General features: G+C 69.3%; 19 protein-coding genes and 2 pseudogenes. 14 read left to right on the top strand and 7 right to left on the bottom strand.

The genetic code is table 11. From position 1 onward, the window contains the following. Window positions 1-733 precede the first annotated feature (733 nt). From LX15_RS04585 to LX15_RS04550, 8 genes are all read left to right on the top strand, one after another. The gene (locus tag LX15_RS04585; protein ID WP_253668207.1) at window positions 734-1,576 is read left to right on the top strand and encodes a helix-turn-helix domain-containing protein; all 843 of its coding nucleotides are present in this window, start codon (window positions 734-736) and stop codon (window positions 1,574-1,576) included. After that, on the top strand, window positions 1,569-1,775 hold the full coding sequence (locus tag LX15_RS04580; protein ID WP_253668206.1) for a DUF397 domain-containing protein: 207 nt from the start codon (window positions 1,569-1,571) through the stop codon (window positions 1,773-1,775). The genes LX15_RS04585 and LX15_RS04580 overlap by 8 nt, the downstream gene beginning before the upstream one ends. A gap of 97 nt (window positions 1,776-1,872) precedes the next feature. Next, window positions 1,873-2,136: a DUF397 domain-containing protein gene (locus tag LX15_RS04575; RefSeq protein ID WP_253667637.1), complete on the top strand. Its 264-nt coding sequence runs from the start codon at window positions 1,873-1,875 to the stop codon at window positions 2,134-2,136. A 303-nt stretch (window positions 2,137-2,439) separates the two neighbouring features. Further along, window positions 2,440-2,655: a DUF397 domain-containing protein gene (locus LX15_RS04570; RefSeq protein ID WP_253668205.1), complete on the top strand. Its 216-nt coding sequence runs from the start codon at window positions 2,440-2,442 to the stop codon at window positions 2,653-2,655. Between the two features lie 187 nt (window positions 2,656-2,842). Then, window positions 2,843-3,007 carry a DddA-like double-stranded DNA deaminase toxin gene (locus tag LX15_RS33450; protein ID WP_372502270.1) on the top strand — a complete coding sequence of 55 codons (165 nt, stop codon included), beginning with the start codon at window positions 2,843-2,845 and terminating at the stop codon, window positions 3,005-3,007. After that, on the top strand, window positions 3,004-3,660 hold the full coding sequence (locus tag LX15_RS04560) for a hypothetical protein (protein WP_253668203.1): 657 nt from the start codon (window positions 3,004-3,006) through the stop codon (window positions 3,658-3,660). Before LX15_RS33450 ends, LX15_RS04560 begins: the two co-directional genes overlap by 4 nt. Next, a complete protein-coding gene (locus tag LX15_RS04555; RefSeq protein ID WP_253668202.1) occupies window positions 3,657-4,157 on the top strand; it encodes a nucleoside/nucleotide kinase family protein in 501 nt (166 codons plus the stop codon). Before LX15_RS04560 ends, LX15_RS04555 begins: the two co-directional genes overlap by 4 nt. A 78-nt stretch (window positions 4,158-4,235) precedes the next feature. After that, entirely contained in the window at window positions 4,236-4,541 is a 306-nt protein-coding gene (locus tag LX15_RS04550) for a MazG nucleotide pyrophosphohydrolase domain-containing protein (protein WP_253668201.1), read from the top strand. A 101-nt stretch (window positions 4,542-4,642) separates the two neighbouring features. On the opposite strand, the gene LX15_RS04545 is transcribed toward LX15_RS04550, so the two are convergent. Further along, window positions 4,643-5,974, bottom strand: a complete 1,332-nt coding sequence (locus LX15_RS04545; RefSeq protein WP_253668200.1) for a helix-turn-helix domain-containing protein — start codon at window positions 5,972-5,974, stop codon at window positions 4,643-4,645. A 347-nt stretch (window positions 5,975-6,321) separates the two neighbouring features. Between LX15_RS04545 and LX15_RS04540 the strand changes: the two genes are divergently transcribed. Both LX15_RS04540 and LX15_RS33445 read left to right on the top strand, forming a co-directional pair. Beyond that, window positions 6,322-6,717, top strand: a complete 396-nt coding sequence (locus LX15_RS04540) for a hypothetical protein (RefSeq protein ID WP_253668199.1) — start codon at window positions 6,322-6,324, stop codon at window positions 6,715-6,717. Between the two features lie 414 nt (window positions 6,718-7,131). Next, a pseudogene (locus tag LX15_RS33445) lies at window positions 7,132-7,647 on the top strand (sugar phosphate isomerase/epimerase family protein); the annotation flags it as partial. A gap of 274 nt (window positions 7,648-7,921) precedes the next feature. Here the strand turns inward: LX15_RS33445 and LX15_RS04535 are convergent. The 5 genes from LX15_RS04535 to LX15_RS04515 all read right to left on the bottom strand — a co-directional run bounded on the left by LX15_RS04535 (window position 7,922) and on the right by LX15_RS04515 (window position 14,431). Next, on the bottom strand, window positions 7,922-8,830 hold the full coding sequence (locus tag LX15_RS04535) for a hypothetical protein (RefSeq protein ID WP_253668198.1): 909 nt from the start codon (window positions 8,828-8,830) through the stop codon (window positions 7,922-7,924). Window positions 8,831-8,970: 140 nt separating this feature from the next. Next, a complete protein-coding gene (gene fxlM / locus LX15_RS04530; protein WP_253668197.1) occupies window positions 8,971-11,019 on the bottom strand; it encodes a methyltransferase, FxLD system in 2,049 nt (682 codons plus the stop codon). Between the two features lie 42 nt (window positions 11,020-11,061). Beyond that, complete coding sequence (locus LX15_RS04525; protein ID WP_253668196.1) at window positions 11,062-12,135, bottom strand: lanthionine synthetase C family protein; 1,074 nt, start codon at window positions 12,133-12,135, stop codon at window positions 11,062-11,064. Next, a complete protein-coding gene (locus tag LX15_RS04520; RefSeq protein WP_253668195.1) occupies window positions 12,132-14,186 on the bottom strand; it encodes a lantibiotic dehydratase family protein in 2,055 nt (684 codons plus the stop codon). The genes LX15_RS04525 and LX15_RS04520 overlap by 4 nt, the downstream gene beginning before the upstream one ends. Before the next feature lie 65 nt (window positions 14,187-14,251). Then, window positions 14,252-14,431, bottom strand: coding sequence for an FxLD family lanthipeptide (locus LX15_RS04515; RefSeq protein ID WP_253668194.1), 180 nt, complete (start codon window positions 14,429-14,431; stop codon window positions 14,252-14,254). Between the two features lie 249 nt (window positions 14,432-14,680). On the opposite strand from LX15_RS04515, the gene LX15_RS04510 reads away from it, so the two are divergent. Together LX15_RS04510 and LX15_RS04505 are read left to right on the top strand one after the other, a co-directional pair. Further along, window positions 14,681-16,039: an NsdA family TPR-like regulatory protein gene (locus tag LX15_RS04510; RefSeq protein ID WP_253668193.1), complete on the top strand. Its 1,359-nt coding sequence runs from the start codon at window positions 14,681-14,683 to the stop codon at window positions 16,037-16,039. Window positions 16,040-16,208: 169 nt separating this feature from the next. After that, window positions 16,209-17,405: a tetratricopeptide repeat protein gene (locus LX15_RS04505; RefSeq protein ID WP_504977394.1), complete on the top strand. Its 1,197-nt coding sequence runs from the start codon at window positions 16,209-16,211 to the stop codon at window positions 17,403-17,405. Window positions 17,406-17,661: 256 nt separating this feature from the next. Here the strand turns inward: LX15_RS04505 and LX15_RS04500 are convergent. After that, window positions 17,662-17,838, bottom strand: a pseudogene (locus LX15_RS04500) (aldo/keto reductase); the annotation flags it as partial. Between the two features lie 313 nt (window positions 17,839-18,151). Between LX15_RS04500 and LX15_RS04495 the strand changes: the two are divergent. Together LX15_RS04495 and LX15_RS04490 are read left to right on the top strand one after the other, a co-directional pair. Then, a complete protein-coding gene (locus LX15_RS04495) occupies window positions 18,152-18,841 on the top strand; it encodes an NsdA family TPR-like regulatory protein (RefSeq protein WP_253668191.1) in 690 nt (229 codons plus the stop codon). Window positions 18,842-18,949: 108 nt separating this feature from the next. Then, window positions 18,950-19,162, top strand: coding sequence for a DUF397 domain-containing protein (locus LX15_RS04490; RefSeq protein WP_253668190.1), 213 nt, complete (start codon window positions 18,950-18,952; stop codon window positions 19,160-19,162). Window positions 19,163-19,248: the final 86 nt, after the last annotated feature.

The following is a 19,248-nucleotide window of genomic DNA, read 5'->3' as shown; positions in this document are numbered from 1 at the left end:
CTCGAAGCGCAGGACGCGTTGGCCGCGTTCGATGCGGAACAGCCGCACCAGGTGTCGGGTGGAGTTCAACGGCTGCGGGGGACGCCACTTCACGACCATGGCTAGCCCTCCCGCAGCACGGGCAGGGGTGTGGTGGCCTCCGGGTCGGACCCGAGGGTGGGGGTGGGGCCGAGGCGGTGAAGCCGGTCCAGGGTGCGTTCGATCAGGCGTTGAGTCTCGGCGGAAGTTTCGGTGGTGTCTGGGTTTCTCGCGTGAGAGGTCCGGTGTGGACGGTTCCACCGGTGACGGCGGAGAAGGTCGGAAGCGGGCACACCATCGCCGTGGGGCCGGAGCGCGTGGCGGGGCAGGGATGAGGGCGTGCCGACGGGTTGGGCCGGTGCGGGTCGGGCCATAGCGAAGATCAGGCCGCCGAGGAGTGCTGCAAGACTGCCGCAGGTGACGAGCTGGATCACGGGATGACCTCCCATGCATGCCTGGATGAGAGCTGAGGAAGGGGTCAAGGCCGCAGCGCGAGGGGGATGCGGCGCTGAGACCTGTGGCTGTCAAGATGGCGCCCGCTGTTCCTCTGTGTGGTCGCCGTCACGGCGAGTGTGCACCAGAACAATGTTCCTGCGGAACATTGTTCCAAGATGACCACCCGATCGAACTAGCGGCGGCTTGGCCCCTGTGGCGTCGCTCCAGGTGAGACGAGAGTGGTCGAGTCAACCCGAGGTCAGGTGGCAAACTGCGCGCCATGGCAACTCCCTCAGCGTCCGGCCGTAGCCTCGGGGCTCAACTCGCTCAGCTCCGCAAGGCGGCGGGGAAGAACGTTCGCGACGCGGCCGAGTACCTGGGGTGCGGCCACCCCAAGATCAGCAAGATCGAGAACGGGCATGTCGGGATCGCCTATCGGGAGCTGCTCGCGCTCCTCGACTTGTACGGCGTGACAGACCCAGCGCATCGAGAGCGCTTGGTCCGACTGTCCCGCCAGCGACGGCAGCGGTTCTGGTGGACGCCCTACAGTGACTTCCTGTCATCAAGTTTCAGTGACTACCTGTACCTGGAGCAGACGGCCTCTCGGCTACGGGTGTTCGAGCCGCTTCTCATCCCTGGGCTGCTTCAGACTCCGCTCTACGCCGCCCATCAGATCGCAGACCTCTACCCCGTTTCTCGCGATGACGAGACCATGAGGTCATTGGTTGATGTAAGGGTGCGGAGATCCCAGATTCTGGCGCAGGGCACAAGACTGGACGCCATCCTCGACGAAGCGGTGCTTTGTCGTCCTGTCGCGAACGCTCGGATATGGCGCGACCAACTTGACCACCTCATCAAGATGGCGGCGGAACCGAATGTGACACTGCGAGTGGTGCCTTTCGCGGCTGGTCAGTATCACGGTGGTGCCGGCAGGTTTACCGTACTGTCCTTCTCCGATCTTGGAGGGGATGTGGCCTACATGGAAGGGGTTGCGGGTGAGGTGACGTTGGATGCCCCTGCGGAGGTTGGTCTCTACAACACGATGTGGGACCACATCGAGACTGTGGCGCTCAGTCCGCAGGAGACGGTCGATCTGATCCAAGAAGTGAGGGACCATGGTTGACATGACGACGTTGGTATGGCGTAAGAGCAGTCGCAGCACCCCGTCCGGCAATGCCTGTGTGGAAGTGGCCGCTGTCGGTTCCGACGCAGCGGCAGTCCGTGACTCGAAGAATCCGAGCGGACCGGTGTTGACGTTCGCGCCAGCGACGTTTGCGGCGTTTGTCGAGAGTGTGAAGTCTGGTCAGCTCGGCCGGAGCTGACCGTGAGTGTGCACCGAGGGCGGGGGCCGACGGTCCCCGTCCTCAGTGCCAGGGACAGCCTGGCGTTGATCAACCAGGTCATGAAGGAGTTGTAACCGTGGCGGCTCAGCCTTCCAACCCGTACAACGAGATTGACGATGCCCAGTACCAGGCGGTGGTCGAGGCCTCCTACCAGAAGAGCAGCTACAGCAGCGGCAACGGTGGATGCCTTTCGTTCGCCGTGGTTGGCGGTTTGATCGGTCTTCAGGACGACAAGCTCGACGAGGCCGAGCGCAAGCGCCGGACCCTGGTGTTCACCCCGCAGGAGATGGCGGCATTCATCGCCGGCGCGAAGGCCGGCGAGTTCGACCACCTCGTCTAGGCCATTGGGTGGTGGTCGCTCTCTCCGCCAACGGCATGGCGAGACACTGCTGAGGGCGGGGGACCAGGTGGCCCACACCTACCTGGTCCACCCGCCGGCTCGATCGTGTCTGATTCGGCGGGTGAGCGGACACCGCCACGCGAAGCAACAACAATGAAGCGGGGTCGGCTCGACCTGAGCTGACTGTGAGCATGCACTGAGGGCGGGGGCGGTCGGCCCCCGCCCTCGTTCGTTTGGCCCCTCGTTCGGCGACCTGTCGTGGGGAACCATCAGGCCCAACTCGGGTCGAGGGGAGTGGTTGCGATGTGGGAGTCAGCAGCTTCAGTGGGCGCTGCGTGGCGTAAGAGCAGCCGTAGCAGTCCAAACGGCAATGCTTGCGTTCAAGTCGCCGCTGTCGGCACTACCGCTGCGGCTGTCCGTGACTCGAAGAATCCGAGCGGCCCGGCGCTCGTCTTCGCCCCGGCCGCGTTCGCCGCGTTCGTGCACAGCGTGAAGGCTGGTCGGCTCGACCTGAGCTGAGTGCGGTCCGGAGCTGAGGGCGGGGCCGGGCGGTTGGTTGGCTGCCCGGCCCCGCCTTCCCCGCTTCCGGGAGGAAGGCTGGCTGGCCCCGCGATCGCCGGCAGTGGTTGCTCAGTGGTCGCGGCCGAGGAGGATGTGCGGGTAGCCGCGGTGAACCCGGGGCCCCAACTCCACTCCGATATCGGCGATGACCTTCTCCAGGCGTGCGGCGGAACTGGTGATCAACAACGAGATGTGCCGGGGGCCGATGTCCTGTCTCGCGTTGTTGCCGATCTTGCTGTTACCCGGCCAGACGTTGATCGTGCGCGATCCGAAACAGACCCGGGTCTTCCGTGGAAGGACCATCTCGTGAGCTACACCCTTGACGTGTACTACCACCGCGATGGCACCCACCTCGAATTCCCCGACCCCCTCCTCCAAGCCGTGGCCACCCGTTTCGTGCGGATGGCCAAGCTCGGTCCCGTGACCCTTCAGCAGACTCAAGACCAGTCCCGGTTTCCGGGCTTCCGGGCACGCAACGTGGCCCAGACGAACACAGCCCTCGACGCGGCCGTCGACGCCGTGCTCGAACTTCCGACTCGTGCGCCCCTCCCCATGGACTCGCCCGCGGTCAACCGCACACCCGTGTACGTCGAGGCGTCGCCGTACACGTCATGGGGCCGAGACCATCTGGTGAAAGCCTGTGTGGATGCCGGCCACACCGTGGTCGTGCCCGAGCGCTTCACAGCATCGGATCCGGTCGCGGGCGCCTTGGTCGACCTGACTGCCGCGCGATCGTCCGCCCGTCTGCTGGCCGACGTGTCCGGCCCTGAGACACCGCCGGGAACCGCCCTGCTCATCGGCGCGGCTCTGGCCAGCGGCGTACGGATCGCTGCCTACCAGCCGCGCCCGACATACACGCACGCTCACGGTCGCGAGCCCAACTGGCGAAACCTCATGATCCAGTACGCCTGCGAGGCGCACCCCGAAGATGACGAGGCCGTCCTGTCCTGGCTGAACGCATGAACCCCGACGAGTTCGCCGGTTACCGGACCGTGGTCCTGGAGGGCTGCGACGGAGTGGGCAAGAGCACGCTCGGCGAGCGTCTGTCGACACACCACGGCTTCACTCTGGTTCATTCCCCGAGGACTCCCGACCATCTCGATCTGGCCACCCGCTACAGGACTCTCCTTGCCGGAGAGGGCAAGATTCTCTTCGACCGGTGCTTCATCAGCGAACTGGTCTACGGGCCGCTTCACCGGGGGCGCTCCCGGATCAACTGGTCCCAGGCCATCGACCTGGCCGAGAGCGTGATCAAGCGGGCCGGCGTGCTCGTCCACCTGACCGCGCCGCCTGCCATCATCCGCCAGCGGCTTCTGGCACGCGATGGTGCGGCGGCACACCTGGAGGAGATCTCCGCCCTGGTGACGGGGTACGCAAGGGTCTTCTCGACGCTCGCCGACTACACCCCTGTGCTCACGCTCGACACCTCGCGCCTCGACCACCTCCCCTCAACGGGGTGACGGCTCACGGAGCAGCGCGCCAGCACACCGCTCCCGATCGGCTTCTACGGCATCTGCTGTACCGCCGCTGGAGGAGCGTTGGAGATCCGAGCCGCCCAGAAGCTCGCCTGGGAAAACAAGACCCTCAAGGGGTTCAACACCACCGACGTGGCTTTGGAGTTCGGTCTCCTCACCGCCGAAGTCGGTGAAGCCTTCACCGCATGGCGTATGGGGCTCCCCGACCTCGGGGAGGAGCTGGCCGACGTCCTCCTCTACGTGACGGCCTTGGCGGAAATGAACGGGGTGGACCTCGAAGCAGAGGTGACCCGGAAGATCGAGAAGAACCAGCGGCGTACGTACGAGCGCAACGAGCATGGAGCGCAGATTCGGACAAGCGAGCACTGAGGGTCGTTCGTGCGTGAGCCGAATTCCGATTCGCAGAGTCGACCGATTGGTCATTCGCAGACGAGGCCTGGCCACCGCGGTTCGGTAGCCGAGGGGCACGGCTAGGAGGCCGTGAGGATCTTGTCTAGTCGGGCGTTGAGTTCGCGGACGGCGGGGATGGCGCGGTGGCGGCGGCCTGCGGTGCGGAGTTGGCGCAGTGCCTCGAACACGCGGTCGGAGCGGATGGGGCCGAGCCCGTCGAGGGCGGTGTGGCCGAGGGTGACGGCGTGGTGGGGGTCGTCGCGGGCCATGGTGAGGTGGGCGAGATTCGCCAGAGCCAGGGTCTTGCCGCGGGAGTTCTGTGGAGGGAAGCGGTCGATGGCGGCGGTGAGGTGGGCTTGGGCGGCGGTGTGGTCGCCGCCGCCCAGGGCCAGGTGGAGCAGGGCGCGGCCGATGTCGCGTTCGAGGTGGGCCTGGCTGTAGTAGGCGATCCAGTCAGGCTCGTCGCCGTTGGCGCGGGTGAAGGCGTCCTGGGCGTGGCGGGTGGCGGTGAGGCAGTCGGCGTCGCGGTGCGCGCTGGCCAGCCCGAGAGCGCGGGCGTGGCGGGTGTGCGCGACGGCCTTGACGACGGGGGTGAGCCGGTCGGCGCGGACAAGGGCGGCCTCGGCGTAGCTGAGGGCGTCGTCGGCGCGGCCTTGGTGGACGGCGAGGTTGGCCAGCCCGGAGAGGGCCTTGGCGCGCATGGCCCAGTCCCCGGCCTCGGTGGCAGCGCCGACGGCGAATCGGAAGCAACGCTCGGCCTGGGTGTGGGAGCCCGCGTCGAAGCACATGCCGCCGGCGATGTCGGCCAGGTCCGCGACCGCGGAGAACAGGCGCTGGCGGGTGGTCTCGGCGCTGAACCGGCCGTCGAGCAGTTGGGCGGAGGTGCTGAGCTGGGCGACCACGGCGTCGGCGGACAGGCCGCTGCCGAACAGATGATCCTGGCTGGCGAACATGCGTGCGAGGTGGCGCACCTGGTCCACGTCAGCCTGCCCGACCCGACGTGGCCCGCCGCTGGTGGTGGCGACGGCGGTGAAGCCACTGATCGGGTCGGTGAAGGCCATCCCGGCGACCGATCCGGCGAGCACCCGCAGGAAGGTCTTGCGTTCCACGTCGTCACCTCCATCGGGGTGTGGGCGGGATGAATCCACGGTAGCCGCCCGCGACCGGGTGCTGAAGAAGCCGAGATCGGCGTCGGTGTCTCTGCGGAGCACATGCCGGAGGGCGGTGCGGTAGTGCCGGTTGGGCCATCGGTGGATGCCTCGTTCGAGCTTGCCGATGTAGTCGGCGTCCATCGCGCCCGGACTGCCGGTGGCCTGCTCTACCAGGGTGTTCGCCAGCTCCGCGAGCTGCCCTTGGGTCAGGTTCGCGGCTTCGCGGGCGCCCCGCAGCAGATCATTCGGCTCGCCGACCACATCCCATCCCTCCGCGACGGCTCAACTCCGAAAGGTAGCTCTCCTGTAGGGCGAATGGTTGCCCAGGCGGCGAAGTCTCCGCCTATTCCTCCGGGTTCACGGGGCCACTTCGCCGGGCGAGGTGTGGTTGTGATCTCCGTGTTCGGCTCGGTTTCCGGCATTGGTGCTGGTGAGCAGGCTCGAAGGCAGGGCGCCTGGTGCCGGAGCGAGCACCGGTTGGTCAGCTTCCCCCGACCTCTACCCCACGGTGGGCAGGGGTGCGTGGACCGGCCGGACCCCGAGTGACCCCGGCACCGGGCGCTTGCTACGCCGATCGGCGTCATGGCGGTGAACGGAGGGAGAGCGGCGTGGACGACGCTAGGACGATCACCGAGGCCGACGCGGTACGCCAGTACCCGGAGCTGGCCCGGTTGATGGACATCCGCGACGCCGGGTGGGTGTTTCGGCCCCTGGTCGACCAGCACCACGAGTTGATGGGGTTGGTCGGCAGCAGCTCGGCGTGCCAGTACACCGACGCGATCTCCATCGCGGCGCGCTCCAGCCCGGAACGGGCCGACATCGGCCGACACGACGGCCATCACGACAACGCGGTGACCGTGGCCGAGCTGCTTGCCCGGACCGCGGCCGAAGGCCGGGCGCTGCGGTTGAACTGGCCGGCCACCGCCACCGACCCGCACGGCGTGGCCACAGTCGATCACGTGGCCCACGGCCGTGCTGCCCACGATCGAGGACGACATGCCTGACCCCCGCCTGCCAGCCGGTGGAGCCACGGCCACCGCTGAACTGCCCCGACGGGAACCGGGTGCCATCCCACCGCCGACGCAACCCGTGTACGCCACCGCGGACCCGGAACTGCTGGAGAGGGTTCTCCGGGGCCTGCGCCAGATGGAGTAAGCCTCGAAAGGCGTTACCCGGCAAGGAAACCCGCAGCCCACCCCCCCTCCTCCGTCCCCACTGCCCCCGCAGCGGCCCCGCCGGGCGGCGGCAACTGAGCCTGCCCTGACAGCCCTGGGCACCCCGTGTCGGAAGCAGGCGCCCCGGCACGGGGGTGTCCTTCCCATACCCGCGCCCCGAAGGAGAAGACGGCCGTGGACGCAACGCCGGCGAGCACGCTGGTACTCAACCCTGACGAACTCGGCCCCGACCCGGCGCCGGGCATGGACCTGGCGGTGAAGCTGGGCATCAGGCATCTGGAGATCCGCTCGGCCGAAGGCGCCAACGCGATGACGCTGCCCGCCGATCGGCTGCGGCACATCCGTGCCCTCGCCGACGAGCGAGACCTGACGGTGGCTGCGCTGGCCTCGCCGCTGTGGAAGTGGTGCCGACCCGAGGCCCAGCCGGGCCGGGTGGACACCTTCGGCTTCCCCACCCAGGTCCCGCCCGCGGAAAGGCTTGGCTGGATCGAGCGGGCCATCGAGGCCGCGCGGATTCTCGGCGCTCCGATCGTGCGGGTCTTCTCCCACCTGCGTGTCGAGCCGGAGCTGACCGAGCAGTTGCTCGGTGACCCGCTGCTGGCCAAGGCCCTGGAGCTGGCGAATGCCGCAGGGGTGCGGCTGCTGGTGGAGAACGAGCCGGTGTGCACTGTCGCCCACGCCGACCCGCTGCTTCAGGTCCTGGAGAGGTATCACGGGCAGGGCCTGGGCCTGGGGCTGTGGCTGGATATGGCGAATCTCCACGAAGTCGGCCAGGCCACCCCACGGTGGTCCGCGCCTTGGCCCCGTACGTGGGCTACGTGCACGTCAAGGACTACCGGACCACCGACGGCGGCCGGTCCTTCTGCCCCGCCGGTGAGGGCGTTGTGCCGTACGAGATGGTGCTGCCGCTGCTGCACACGGCTCGGCCGGCGCTGCCGTACGCGCTCGAGACCCACGTGCGAGACACACCCGCCGACGCGCTCGCCGCCAGGACCGCGCGGTCCTTGGGGTGGATGGTGGGTAGTTGCGCGCACTACAGAAGCCGGCGAAGTGTGTCTTCAGCGGTGTTCACGGCGTCGGCAAGAGCTTGCCTGTGGGCTGTGGAGAGCGTTCCGGCGCCGAGCCCCGATGCGGCGAGCACGGCGTCGAGTTTCTGTCTTTGGGCGCTGGTCATGCGGGCGTGCGAGGGTGGGTGGTTCAGGACCTCGCGGGCGGCGTAGGCGTCGAGCATGGCCACGTCGACGAGGGCTTCCCACAGGGGATCGGCGCTGTGGCTGGTTCGGTCTCGGGTCAGGTCGAGTGCCGCGAGTCCGATGCGGGCCTGGAAGGCCGCGGTGGCGGGGTCGGGCGGGGTGCTGAGCGTGAGGACCGCCCGCAGAGCGCGTTCCAGTTCCGACTGCGGCGCGGGTGACGCTTGGGGCCGGCAGCACAGGTGTAGCAGGGCCGCGACGGCGTTCTCCCATGGTTCCGCAGGAGTGGTGGACTCGATCACGGCATGGGCTTGTTCGTCGAGGCCGCGCTCCATCAACGACATGATCAGGATCTGGCGGCCGTCCAGGAGCCGGTTGCCGACACCGCGGTACATGGTCATGGCTTCGGCGGCCTCACTCCAGCGGCCGATCCGCGCCAGCGCCCTGGCGCCGTCGACGAGCACGGCGACCCACAGCTCCTCGCGGACCTTCCGGTGATCCTGCTCGGTTCGGGTCAGGGCGGACAGATCCACCTCGTGGTCATGGATCCTGGCTGTCTCGCGCCGTTGGGCGGCGCGGAACAGCCGTCGGAGCATGTCGTGGGCTTCCTCACCATCACCTTCGCGGATCAGGAGCCAGGCGATGTTCACCACGGGCATGAGGGCCATCACGGCGATGTCTCCCGTGAGGCTCCCGGCGTCGGCGAACACCCGGTGCTGCCTCCAACATAATCGGGCGGCCAGATCGGGCATCCCCACGTCGGAGGCGATCAGCGCGGCGTAGTTGAGGACCCCGCGGTGAGCTCGGTGATGCGTTCGCTCAACGGCAGCCCGGGTGCCTTGGGCCGGCGGACCAGCGGGATGCGGCTGGCTATCGCGGGAACCGTCATCGGTCAGCTCCGGTGTGGCCAGTCCACCGCGAGGCGGCTGTGGGGTTTGTCGACGACGAACCGCGTGGGGGTGGGCGTCAGCCGGTCGCGGGCCTCGCCGACGGCCATGCGGAAGCTGGGCTCCGGGGCGTTGTTGCCCCAGCCGCGGTTCCACTGGCCGATCTCGGTGGCGACCTGGTCGGCCAGGGTGGCGGCGTGGGGGCCGTGGCCGATGACGCCGATCTCCCAGTACCTGCCCTGTGCGTCGTCGCCTTCGCGGACGGTGAGGTAGGCCAGGGTGTCACCGTCCAGGGCGGCCATGGAGCCCCAGGCGAAGTGGGGGATGAAGCCGGGCCGGGAGCCGGGCATCCGGGACAGGCCGTTGGGCAGCACACACGCCAGGTACAGGTACAGCCACTGCCAGGCGTCGCCCTGGCGGAACCTCACACCCGAGTAGACCGTGGTGGAGGGCTGGTCCAGGATCGTGCGCATCGCCTCGCGGTCCACGTCCTGCTCGCTGAAGGTCTCCAACCGGACATCGCCCTCACCGATGGGGACCACGGTGTAGATGTCGTCGCAGACGCCCTTGCGCAACGGCACGAACGTCGCCATCTGGCACGAGACGGTCTTCCAGGTCTGGCCGTCGCGTTCGAAGGCGAAGCTGCGGGAGACGCTGCCGCGGATCCGCATCGGCAGGACCAGACGCCCGCCGGGGGCGAGCTGGTCAAGGATCTTCACCGGGACGTCGCCGGCGCCGACGGTGAACTGGATCCGGTCGAAGGGGGCGTGCTCGGCAAGCCCGGCGGCGCCGTCGCCCAGCACCACCGACACGGTCGAGATCCCGGCCCGCGCCAGGTTCTTCGCGGCGCGGTCGACGAGATCCTGGTCGACGTCCATCGTCCACACGTGCCCGCCGGGAGTCACGAGCCGGCCCAGCAGCGCGGCGTTGTAGCCGGTGGCCGCCCCGGCCTCCAGGACCTTGTGGCCGGGCTGGGCGCCCAACTGCTCCAGTTGGGTGGCGACGATCGAGGGCGCGGAGATGCAGGAGAGCATCTCGCCGGTCTCGTCGTGCTTGATGGGCACCGCGTCCTCGGCGTAGGCGGCGTGGAGGTCGACGCCGGGGAGGAAACGGTGACGTTCGGTGTCGCGGAAGGCGGCGATGACCTCGGGGGTGCGCAGGTGCCCTCCGTTGATGAGGCGGGTCACCAGTGCCTCACGCAGGTCGGCGGGGTCGGTGTCAGGGGCCACAGTGATCTCCATTCGGGCGAGGGTAGGGGCGGACACGGCCGGCCGTCGGGTCGACACGACCACGGTTTCCGGGTCAGCGAAAGCGATGTGACGGCCCAACCAGGCGGTGTCGGCCTGCGCGACGGCAGGCACCCCGGCACGGTTGAACGCGAAGACCGCGTGGTGGGCCAGCACCGCGCGGAGTCCTCGTGTCAGGCGTCCGGCGCTGGCCAGCCGCCTCAGTTGACGCCCGGCGTCCTCGAACACGGCGACACGCTCGACCCAGCCAGGCTCGGCGTGCGGGCGCCGGGCGGCGTCGGCGTTGATCAGGCGCCGCATCGCCGCGACCGCCCGGTCGTAGGAGGCGCCGGAGGGTGGGTCGACCGGTGGTCGCAGGGAAGCGAGCTTCGCCCAGACATCGCCGACCTCGAACGGGTCCAGCCCGGCGGCACGGTTCAGGGTCGAGAGCAGCAGGACACAGCGTTCCCGGGCTCCTGGGCTTCCGCCCTCACCGAGGGCGGCAGGGCTGTCCCCGCAGAACACCTCGTGCGCGACAGCCATACCTTCGGCGCCACCGAACGCCTCGGTCTCCGGCTCGTAGACACCGTCGACCCAACCGATGGCCAGGTCATCAGCGACGAGCTGGTCCAGCAGGTCGGCCACGGGACGTTCGGTGCGGAGCCTCAGTCCTCCGTCCTTACGGAGGAAGTGGAACCGCTGGTTCCGCAGCGCGGACGACAGCGCCTGCGCGGCCTCCGGGCTCACACCGGAACTCGGGAACGACACGGTGGCATGCCACCATCCCTTCTCGGCGCTGATCGGAAGGTTCTCGTTGTCCAAGTCCATGGTCGTGCCTCTCCTTGCGCCAGGGGTGGGCGTGGGTGACGCTCAGGTGATCAGGAGGATGTGGGTCCAGCCGGTGGTGTTCGTGCCGTCCACCGCCAAGTGCGCGCCAGCCCGACCTTCCATGAACCCGGGTTTGGACAGCCGGTCCAGGTCGGAGGTCAAGCGCATGGACAGGTCGTCGATCAGGCGCGTGAACCGTTCCGGAGCGGGGCTGTCGTCGGCGACGGCGCGGGTGACGGTCAGCAGACCAGCCCAGCCGTGGCACAGCGACGCATCGCTGATGCGACCCAGATGGGCCGGGTCGGCCAGCGTCCTCACGACAATGTCCTCTGCCGCGAGCTGACGAGCCGAGTCGCCCAAGGCGATCGCGGCCAATTGCTGGGCGCGGGCGATACCGAGCTGCCCATAGCACCAGGACGGACGCGCGGGCACCGGCGTGGGCGGTTCAGGGGCGAACAGCTCGGCGCGCGTGATCCAGTAGTGGCACCCGTATCTGTCCAGCCAGCGCGCAAAGACGTCGATCGCGTCGTGATGTCCCGGAACCCAAATACCTCGGCGGGCGGCGAGGGACAGCACGGCCAAGGGACCGGTGATTCCGTGCGCGACACCGTTGTTCCCGTGCCCGCCGGCCATCTCCTCATCAGCGGGCCCGAACCCCGTCCACCAGCCCGGCAGCTCTCGGCCCTGGACACGAATCGGCCGTGACAGGGAGACCAGGTAGGCCAGCACCTCCTTCAGGAGGGGCGAGGACTCCCCACGACTCAGCAGCAGCGCACCCAGCCCGGTCAATCCCCGGATCAGGTCGAACTCCGCCAAACGCGGCAACGCGCCGGACGCCAGCCGCCGACGGGCCGCAGCCAGTCGAGCGGCCACGACACGGTCGACGACCTCACGGACATCACGGTTGGCGGGCCCAACGCGGCTGAGTACGAACTCCAGCGCCGGGGCGCCGTGGAACAACGACGCGTTGCCTCCCGCGCTGACGCCGGCCGCAACCGCCCTCTCCAGGCTGCCGCGCGCGGAGGTGAGGTCCCCGCGTTCGAGGTGCAGCAGCGCCATCCCGAGCGCGCCCTCGGACAAGTCCTGCGTTCTGGGCAGGGCCATCGTCTCGGTCATGAGCGCGTCACCAGCGGGACGACGATGCTGTGGGCGCGCCCGCCGGTCCAGCCGTTGGCATCCGGCGGTGGCGCGTCGTGTAGGACCGCGACACCGGTCGGGCTTGCGGCAAGGTGGGTGCGCAGCAGGTCCAGGTGCAGGTCCTGGTGCAGATCGAGCGGCAACTGCTGGTCGTCCTCGACCAGCAGCACACGGTTCGGCACACCGAACCGGACCATCCAGTCATGCAGTCTCTCGGCCCACTCCTCCAGCGTGACACCGCGGCCCGGCAGGTCCCGGGCCCTCAACTTCCACCGTGCGGACACCAGGATCGAACGCCTGTAGCGCAGCGCCGGAGTGAACGGAAGGGCCCACGCCACCCCCCAGTCGAACCACGTCACCTGCGGAGCGCCCGCCCGGCTGATCTCAGCGAGGAACCGGGCCAAAGGCGGGGTGTAGTTGTTCCACAGGAAGTTGATCGCCGTCGGTGCGAGCAGCTCCAGGTGCGTGCCGGTGGTGGCCTCGGTGAGGTACAGGCGGTCGTCGCCCACACCGACAGCCAGATCGGACGGGAACAGCACCCCCTTCCCGGGGCGGCGGAACTCCCCGACACTGACCAAACGGGGCAGCACCTGCGGAGCACGGGTGAGCAGGTCCGCCGGAGTTCGGCTGGCGTGGAACGAAAGCTGGGCCAGCTCCGCCCCGGGCTCGACCGTGGGCAGGCCAGCGTGGCCAGCGCCCAGATGGGGGAACAGATGCCAGAACCGGCCCGTCATCGACCCGGCAGCGCGGGAGACGGTGCTCACCCGAAGACGGAAGTCTCCCCGCTTCAGGGCGTGCGTCGAGTGGGCCTGGACCTGCGCACACAGTTCGAGATGGGGCGGGGTGAGCGTGGGCTTGCCGGCAGCGGCCTCCAACCACTCGATCACCGCGTCGGACAGCACCACCGATCTGCGGCCCTCGACGGCCGCGGTACCGGCCAGCTCCAGCAAGAGCCTATCCCGGCGGGTCATCGGTCGCGGCGGCTCGGACACCTGGCCGAACCCATCGGGGAAACCCAGACCCCTTTCGGGATCCGTCACCAGATCCAGCGGCACCTCGACGCCCTCGCCGTAGCGGTCGGTGAACCGCTGGGTGTAGTGGCGCCACGCCGGAGTTCCCGTGGGGTGCGTGGCCAGCCGGGTCAGGACGGTCGCGGCGGTCTCAGCCTCCGTCATCACCGCCTTCGGCAGCCGCACGGCGGCGTCCAGTCGCAAATCCGGGGCCGCCACCCTGATTCGTGCCTCCTCTCGCAGTGTCGGCGGCAGGGGCGCGGCCGGATCGACGAGGGTCGCCGGTGCCCGCAATGCCGACCGCAGCAGCCGGACCCGCAGCAACTGCGCGAGCAGGCCGACCCGGGGGCCTTCTCCCACCTCCGGGAACTCGGCGGCGATCTTTCCCGCGAGGTCCGCGAATCGGATCGGCGACCGAGCGGCGTCGAGCACCAGCGCGACCACAGGCGTCACCGTGAGCGAGAACTCCGAGGCTCCCTCAGACGGGACGTACACGCGCCCACCCCGCCGACGCGCGAGGTTGTTGACGCAGACCCCGACGTCGACCATCCGCTCCGGGTCGGCTTCCCAGGTGCTGATCGCGGCGTCCAGCGCCGCTGGATCCGGCCGGGTCCAAGCCGTGTTTCGATGTCCGAACCGTGCCTCGACCATGTCACCGAACTCGATCAGCGCGACGCCGGCGAACAGACCGAACGGGGTGGAGCGGCCCGTGTACCTGATCGCATATCGGGCGGTGGCCAGCGCGGCCCGGCGTGCCCGGCGTACCTTCGATGAACGCCCGCCCAGGATTGCCTCGACCTGGTGTTCCAGGCCCGGGCTGGCACTGGACACAGCGTTCCGAAAGGCGTCATCGGCCCACACCGCGGCCAGCCACGAACGCCAACGTTCGAGCGGAGCCTCGGGCCCCGGCCAAGCCGGCATGTCCGGCCCACTGCGGTTCGCCGCAGCGCGCAGCATGCCCCCGCCGACGCCCCGGTACAGACTGCGTCGCCCGCGCGTCATCACCCACACTCCGTTCATGCCGGGGAAAGGGCGCGGGCCCGACGGAGCGGTCTGTCGGACCCGCGCCCTGGGGTTGACCTGGGCTACGAGGTGGTGCAGGCGCTCGGGCAGGAGCTCCCGCAGTTGTCGCCGGTGCTGCACATCAGCACCGTCTCGGTTGCTGGCGTGTTCTCGATGAACGTGATGTCGAGGTCGAACGGATCGAACACGGTGTCGGCAGCCTGCTGGGACTCGCTGCTTCGCTCGGTGGTCGGCGTACTCATCTGCCTACTCCTGACCCTTGCTGGAAGAATCGTGACGTCGTCCAGCCGGCGGTGCTGTCCCGTGCGGTCTGGCGACGCTGTGTGCCCCACGACTGTGCCGGGACGTCACGCTGGGTGAGAGCGGCGAACCTGTTCGGTATGGCTGTCCTCCGCCGTGATCGGTGCTGCCGATCGGCTTGACCGATCACTACGCCGCGTCCCTGCCGGGCGCTGGCTACCGTGATCACCGGACACGAGTGGAGGGCACTGATGAACGTCCTGCCCGCTGACCGGCCAATCGACCCGGCGCTCTGGGAGCACCCCAGGATGCGAGTCGCCCTAGCGCGGCGCGACATCAGCGAGGTCTACCGCCTGCTGGGCAGGACCGGGGTTTCTCAACGTCAGATCGCCGCGCTGACCGGTCAGAGCCAGTCAGAGATCTGCGACATCGTCCAAGGACGCCAGGTCCAGGCCTACGACCTTCTGGTCCGCATCGCCGACGGCTTGTCCATCCCGCGCGGCTACATGGGGCTCGCGTTCTCCGACGCCGCGACCCAACGGCTCGCCACGCCTAGCGCGTCGAAGGAAGACTTCATGGAACGGCGTACGTTTCTCGGCATCGTCAGCAAGATCGTCATGGGGGCGGCGTTGTCCCCCACCGAACGCGACTTGCTCGCCGTCGCCCCGTTCCACACCCCGGTGCCGGCCCGGGTCAGTTGGACCGAGGTCACCCAGCTCCGGGCCCTGACCAAGGCCCTGCGCGCCTACGACGCCGCCCACGGTGGCGGCTCCTGCCGCGACGTGATCCTCGCTCACACACACTGGGCAGGGGCGCTGCTCAACGCCTCCTGCCCCGACGAGGTTCGCCCCGCGCTGCTGTCCGCCGTCGCCGAGATCAAGACCCTGGCCGGCTGGACGGCACACGACCTTGGCCTGACAGGCGAAGCCCGCCGCTACCTCACCCAGGCGGTCAAAGACACTCAGGAGGCCGGCAACCCTGCCCACTCCGCGATCGTGCTCTACCACCTCGGCCGGATACCGCTGGACAACGGGGACGGACGCGAAGCGCTCAAACTGTTCCAACTCGGCCAGATCAGTGCCCAAGACGCCGATTGCACTGCCGCTGTCGCTCTGCTGCACGCCAACGAGGCCCTGGCCTACGCCCAGCTCGGTGACGCCCGCCAAGCCCTCGCCGCGCTCCGGCGCGCCGAGGACGAATACGCCCACACCACCAACGATGACGAAGGGCCCGAGTTCCTGAAGTTCTTCGACCACGGCGCCCTGCGAACCAGCGCCGCCCGCGTCCACAGCCGGCTCGGCCTCACCGACCACACACACCGCCAGGAAGCCATCACCCGGCTTCTCACCGCGGTCGAGGAAGTCCCCGCCGAACGCGTCCGGCAGCGCGCGTTCAACCTCGGGTGGTTGGCGACCTGCGTTCTCGCCGACGGGGACCTCACTGCTGGCGCCGACATCGGCCACCAAGCCCTCGCCGCTGCCCGCGAGGTGAACTCCACCCGGCTGCTCGACGCCCTCGCGCCACTTCAGGCCCAAGCCGAGAGCCACCAGCGCGACAGTGATCTCAACCAACTCGCCCACGACATCCGTCGACTTCGCTTCACAGTGTGAACACCAGGGTTTGTCGTTGCACCGCTGTTGATGCTGCGCGGTCCGCCGTCCCGGTCGACGTCCCGTTCCGCGCCCGCCGACGCTCGTGTCCTCGACGACGCGGCGCCCACGCTGCTGGCCGTGACCATGACGCGGACACCCGCCACCTTGAAGGGCGGTGTGAGCTGCTGTGTGTGCCCCGCGCCGACAAGGGCTTGGATGTGCGGGCGCTGGGCTGGTCGACGGGGGCATCCCCGAGGAAGCGGTTCACCGCCTCGGGTGGCCCCACTGGCTGCTGCTGGCACTTGACGGTGACGCCCTGACGAGCGTGCCATGGACCCGCGAGGGGACGCGGCACGCCCTGATCGAGACGTCAGCGGGAGGCCCGATGGACCGGCGAGGATTCCTGATCACCACCGGCGCGTCACTGGCCGGCACCGCCCTGGCCTGGTCCTCGGCGACCGCCAGCGCCGCGAGCAACCCCTATCCCAGGATCGGCTCCGAGGCCATCACCAGCCTGTCCACCCGACTGGCTCACCTGAGCCGACTGGACGACGTGTGGGGCAGCGGGAAACTCCGTGATCTCGCCGCCGCCGAACTCCGTCTGCTCACCGGCTTGATCACCGACACCACCCACACCACCGAGGTCGAGCAAGGACTGTATGGCCTGGCCGCCGAAGCGGCACGCCTGTGCGGTTGGCTGTCCTACGACTCCGGTCACCACGCGGCCGCCCAGCGCTACTACCTCACCGCGTTGCGTGCCTCCGCCACGGCCGGCGACACCCTGGTCGGCGCGAACACGATGGCGTTCATGGCCATCCAGCTCTACAGCCGCGGCAACCCCCAGGACGCCGTCGCCCTGGTGGAGACCGCCCAGCGTTCCATCCGGGGCCGTGCCACCCCCAAGACCATCGCGATCCTGCACGCCCGTCAAGCGCGAGCGCTGTCCAAACTCGGCGACCAGTCCCGCTGCGCCACGGCCCTCAACGCCGCGTTCGACGCGATCACCAAGGGGTGCGACCACGAACCGTCCTGGTGTTACTGGATCAACACCACCGAGCTGCACATGCTCGCCGGGTCCTGCGCGCTGGATCTGGGGGACGCGCGCCGTGCCGTCCACCACTTCACCACCGCCAAGGACTCCTTCGACATCGCCACCTACCCGGCGGGCGCGGTCATCTACCTGGCGCGTGCGGCCGAGGCTCACCTGGCGCTGGGGGACCCGGACGCCGCCGCGGACCTGTGTCTGCAAGCCGTGCGCTGTCACGACAGCATCGACTCCGCGCGCGCCGACCGCACCCTGGCCGCGCTCCGCGCACGTCTGGCGCGGCACCGAACCCCGGTGGTGCGGGAGTTCCTCGACCAGATCCCACCCTCGTCAGCGTGACGGGAAGGAAACGGCCTTGTCGGCGCCAGGTGTTGGGCTCTGGTGATGCCCTGATCGGATGTCCCGGGCGGTGTGGCGCAACCGGCGCGAAGGCGGTGTTCACCGACGTCCAGGTGGTCGGTGCCCAGGTTGTCCAGGGTGGTGGCGAGCTGGTGGGTGACCTGGCGCGGATGGTAAGGGTGCCGGCGAAGTAGCCCACCTTGCTGGAGACCACCACCTCGGTTCGATCCACCTGCCGCGACAGCCGTCCCAGCAGGCGTTCGGAGCGGCCCAGGCCGTAGACGTCGGCGGTGTCGAACAGGGTGACACCCAGCTCGTGGGCGTACGCCAGCGCGGCGTAGGCGAGCTGGGGGTCGACGTCGTCCCAGCCCCCCGCTGCCCGACGCTGGTCCGCGACACCCGCTCCCCACGGCACGAAGGACAACGACTTCATGGAACGTCGCGGTTTCCTCGGACTGGTCAGCAAGATTGTCATGGGTGCTGCGCTCACCTCATCCGAACGGGACCTGCTCGCCGTGACCCCCGTCCCCACCCCCCACCGCCGGCCGGGTCGGCGTGGCCGAGGTCGACCAGGTGCGGTCCCTCACCGCGGGCCTGCGCGCCCACGACCTGGCCCACGGCGGCGGCTCCTGCCGTGACGCGATCCTGGCCCACACCCAGTGGGCCGAATCGCTGCTGACCGCCTGCCCGGACACGCTTCGACCCCGCCTGCTGACGGCGGTCGCCGAGACCAAGACCCTGGCCGGGTGGACCGCCGCTACCTGGGCCAGGCCGTCCGCGACACGCAGGAGGCCGGCGACCCGGCGCACACCGCGATCGTGCTGCACCACCTCGGCCGCGTGCCGTTGGACAACGGCGATCCGGGCGAGGCGTTGACGTTCTTCCAGCTCGGGCAGATCGCCGCCCAGGACTCGCGCTCGCACCTGGCGGTGGCGTTCCTGCTGGCCAACGAAGCCGTCGCCTACGCCCACCTGGGTGATGCCGGACAGGCGGTCACCGCGCTGCGGCGCGCCGAGGACGAGTTCGCCGACGCCGCCGACCGGGACGAGGAGCATCCCGGGTTCGCGCGGTTCTTCGACCAGGCCGCGCTTCAGGCCGCGGCCGCGCGGGTGCACAGCCAGCTCGGACTGACCGATGAACACCATCGGGCTGAGGCCATCACGCGCCTGGAGCGGGCGCTGGCCGACATCCCCGCCGACCACGCGCGTCAGCGGGCGTTCAACCTCGCGTGGCTGGCGACGTGCCTGCTTGCCGAAGGCGAGTACGACGCTGGCGCGGAGCGGGGACAGCGGGCGGTGAAGGCGGTGCGCGAGCTGGCCTCCACCCGGTTGCGGGACCACCTGAAACCATTGCAGGACCAAGCCCAGCGACACCGGCAGAACAGCGCCGTTCACCAGCTCGCCCATGATGTCACCGCGCTGCGGTCAGCGGCCTAAACCGAGGGCGGGGGCCGTTGGCCCCCGCCCGCGTTCGTTTGGCCCCTCGTTCGGCGACCTGTCGTGGGGGACCATCGGATCTGACTCGGGTCGAGGGGAGTGGTTGCGATGTGGGAGTTAGCAGCTTCATCGGCCACGGGGTGGCGGAAGTCCAGCCGTTCCAACGGAGCACAGGCATGCGTAGAGGTCACCGGAAGCCTGCCTGAAGCTGCGGCCGTTCGCGACTCGAAGAACCCGGCCGGGCCGGCGCTCGTCTTCGCCCCGGCCGCGTTCACCGCGTTCGTCAACACCGTGAAGACCGGTCGGCTCGACCTGAGCTGACCTGGACAGAAACCGACGGCGGGGGCCAGACGAGTTGGCCCCGCCGTCGCAGACTCATCCCCGCGTGTGCGGGGCCGATGCCGACC

Source organism: Streptoalloteichus tenebrarius (genome assembly GCF_024171885.1).
GTDB lineage: Bacteria > Actinomycetota > Actinomycetes > Mycobacteriales > Pseudonocardiaceae > Streptoalloteichus > Streptoalloteichus tenebrarius.
Note: the sequence above shows the minus strand (reverse complement) of the source record. Positions and strands in the feature narration are given on the sequence as shown.

Excerpts from the sequence above, each read along its gene's own strand:
- LX15_RS04525 (WP_253668196.1), bottom strand. The coding sequence starts at position 12,135 with ATGACCGAGACGATGGCCCTGCCCAGAACGCAGGACTTGTCCGAGGGC.
- LX15_RS33450 (WP_372502270.1), top strand. The coding sequence starts at position 2,843 with ATGACCTTCTCCAGGCGTGCGGCGGAACTGGTGATCAACAACGAGATG.
- LX15_RS04585 (WP_253668207.1), top strand. The coding sequence starts at position 734 with ATGGCAACTCCCTCAGCGTCCGGCCGTAGCCTCGGGGCTCAACTCGCT.
- LX15_RS04580 (WP_253668206.1), top strand. The coding sequence starts at position 1,569 with ATGGTTGACATGACGACGTTGGTATGGCGTAAGAGCAGTCGCAGCACC.
- LX15_RS04555 (WP_253668202.1), top strand. The coding sequence starts at position 3,657 with ATGAACCCCGACGAGTTCGCCGGTTACCGGACCGTGGTCCTGGAGGGC.
- LX15_RS04570 (WP_253668205.1), top strand. The coding sequence starts at position 2,440 with ATGTGGGAGTCAGCAGCTTCAGTGGGCGCTGCGTGGCGTAAGAGCAGC.
- LX15_RS04515 (WP_253668194.1), bottom strand. The coding sequence starts at position 14,431 with ATGAGTACGCCGACCACCGAGCGAAGCAGCGAGTCCCAGCAGGCTGCC.
- fxlM (WP_253668197.1), bottom strand. The coding sequence starts at position 11,019 with ATGGACTTGGACAACGAGAACCTTCCGATCAGCGCCGAGAAGGGATGG.
- LX15_RS04490 (WP_253668190.1), top strand. The coding sequence starts at position 18,950 with ATGTGGGAGTTAGCAGCTTCATCGGCCACGGGGTGGCGGAAGTCCAGC.
- LX15_RS04510 (WP_253668193.1), top strand. The coding sequence starts at position 14,681 with ATGAACGTCCTGCCCGCTGACCGGCCAATCGACCCGGCGCTCTGGGAG.
- LX15_RS04520 (WP_253668195.1), bottom strand. The coding sequence starts at position 14,186 with ATGAACGGAGTGTGGGTGATGACGCGCGGGCGACGCAGTCTGTACCGG.
- LX15_RS04535 (WP_253668198.1), bottom strand. The coding sequence starts at position 8,830 with ATGCCCGATCTGGCCGCCCGATTATGTTGGAGGCAGCACCGGGTGTTC.